This is a genomic window from Endozoicomonas atrinae (assembly GCF_001647025.1).
Taxonomy (GTDB): Bacteria; Pseudomonadota; Gammaproteobacteria; order Pseudomonadales; family Endozoicomonadaceae; genus Endozoicomonas; species Endozoicomonas atrinae.
Window position 1 is genome coordinate 1 of the sequence record NZ_LUKQ02000469.1, and the last position, 2211, is coordinate 2211.

A 2211-nucleotide genomic window follows, 5' to 3' on the forward strand; every position below is an offset into this window, starting at 1 on the left:
GATCATCCTGAGTTTTAATCTGACTGGCTATTTGATCTACCAGTTTTTCGTTGATTTCAACGCTCATTGTTATTCTCCATTTTGGAGTATTAACGACAAGCGTTTACACAATTTAAATTACATTCCCCTGAACGACTGCCAATACTGGCTCAATCTTCATACATCAATCGATATCCACTATTTCCAAGTAGGTCATGGTCTGATTCAACAGGCGATAACCAATCTCACCAAAAGTGATGGGACCAGGAAAACCTGCTTTTTTACCTTTCAACTCGCCATAAAGAAAGTTCAGAATACAGTTACAGGAAAACGCTATATTCTCATTCTTTTCTGGTAGCTGTCTGGTAAATTCATCAGCATAATTGGCCATGGGGGTTGCAAATTTATACTGTCTGCCTTTGAAGACTGGAGCATAAAAGTCCACCCGACCACTTTCTGTATCCACCTCTTTTACACAAACATTGATTACCGCGCCCCCATAGCTGCAGGTGATAGGGGACTTGATATCAATCGTATTTTCAGTGATGTATTGGGCAAAGTTCAGCCTTTTACCATCAATCAAGCATTCCTGAGCACTGAAACTGTCTTCCTCAAATTCAATGACCGGGCTGGTGGGATCCTGGCTGTGAATATTAAGAATCTCCAACTGAGCCATTTTTCCATCAGGAATCCTTACATGCAGGGCAATGGCAAACGCTGATGAGCTTTCACCAGTGATTCCGTTATAGACAGTGGGTTTATCTTCCGAGTCAAGGTCTATACCTGAAACCCAGCCAAGAACCGGACTGTCATAAATATTCTCAAAATCACCGGCACGCAGTGCATAGTCCGAGTGAACCTCGGAAAAAGCAGGAATAACAAGAAAAGTGAAACCATTGTCAAAACGATCTTTGGTAATCGACGCAATGGTTTCCGGCGTATATGCAATAATTTTGTGATCTACTGCAAAGTCTGAAAAGTCATCAACATAGATGGCATCCTGTTCAAACTTACCCTGCTGTTCGTCCATAAAATAGGGGGTACTGCCAGCAACCCACTGCCCTTTTGGCAGCCTGGACATAATTTGCTCATCTCCTGCCAGCGATAACAACCGACCCTGCTCAATCATCGAGGAGACTTCTTCCAATGTGTGTAATTTTTTCATGACAAATCCTTCTTACGATTAACCATTCCGTAGGGTTGTGCCTCACCAGCTTTTGAACACTTCCTCAAGGTCACTGCGAAAGCCTTTCGGGTATTTGGAAAAGTACTCGTACAGGTAGTCCACACCATCTGCGATGGTCATCTCATTGGCTTCCATCTTTTTACTGATTCTATCGATTTGCAGCTGCAGCACGTACTTCTTCATTGCGTGCTGCCCCTTAGCCATGGCTATCCACTCAGGGCGATCTTTTGGAGGTATATCTGCGCTCATCATTACCTATCCGGCTATTTTCAGCGAAAGATTAATGAGTGTAATCGGCGCATTTATCCATACTCTGAAGTAAACAGGCTATTAGAACCTATACAAAATGCTGGAAACAGAGGCAAGCCCTGGAGTACTTTGAAACTAAACAGCGCCGACTGCATGAATTCGGCCATGCTCCATTACTGTCAGTATAAAAGATACCGTGCTCAACAACCTGACTCTCCTCCAACACTCAGTTTGTAAACCGTATCCCAGAATAACAGCTCATAACCCTGTAACATGCGAACGGAACGCCGAATGCGTCGTGGTGCGATACCTTCTTTTAACCCTCTATCAATAATGGCCAGAGCCGTACTGCCTACTTCCACAGGCGATTCGGCAAACCGGGAAAAAAACAAAAGGTCTGGCTCTTTAAAACCGTAAAGATTCTGGAGCGCTCTTGCCATTCGCGCGCAGCCAGCTCCCCATGTCGCAAGATTAATGGACAATGCCCCCGCCACTTCTGCATCGGAACCATATTGACAGAGCCAGGCCATATAGGCACTGTAAGCCTGAGCTCCCGGTTCTGGCTCATACGATTCACGCTCAGCCATGGCCATACCGACCGCGCTGGCCAGTTTTTCAAGGGCTTCCAACGCAAGAAACTCTCCATTAAGAATATCCTGAAAGAACTTCTTGTCATCACCGGCGTAAAAAGTCCTCAAAACACCAGTCCAAAATGACCTGTCGTTAAGTATAGCTTTTTGGGGTGGTCTGCAAGTCTGATAGTTCCAGAAAGTTAAATATTTTACTAAGCTGACTCT

Annotated in this window: 3 protein-coding genes; all 3 read right to left on the minus strand. The window is 44.6% G+C overall.

All coding sequences use genetic code 11. The features are described from left to right. Positions 1 to 163: 163 nt before the first annotated feature. Positions 164 to 1144, minus strand: coding sequence for a DUF6976 family protein (locus tag AK963_RS28000; protein ID WP_066018594.1), 981 nt, complete (start codon positions 1142 to 1144; stop codon positions 164 to 166). A 42-nt stretch (positions 1145 to 1186) separates the two neighbouring features. Beyond that, entirely contained in the window at positions 1187 to 1417 is a 231-nt protein-coding gene (locus AK963_RS28005) for a hypothetical protein (protein ID WP_066018595.1), read from the minus strand. Positions 1418 to 1614: 197 nt separating this feature from the next. Then, positions 1615 to 2211, minus strand: a 597-nt coding sequence (locus tag AK963_RS28010) for a thiaminase II/PqqC family protein (protein ID WP_139117733.1), incomplete at its 5' end; no start/stop codon positions are given.

Bases quoted from the DNA above. Each gene is read 5' to 3' on its own strand.
- AK963_RS28005 (WP_066018595.1), bottom strand. From the start codon at position 1,417: ATGATGAGCGCAGATATACCTCCAAAAGATCGCCCTGAGTGGATAGCC.
- AK963_RS28000 (WP_066018594.1), bottom strand. From the start codon at position 1,144: ATGAAAAAATTACACACATTGGAAGAAGTCTCCTCGATGATTGAGCAG.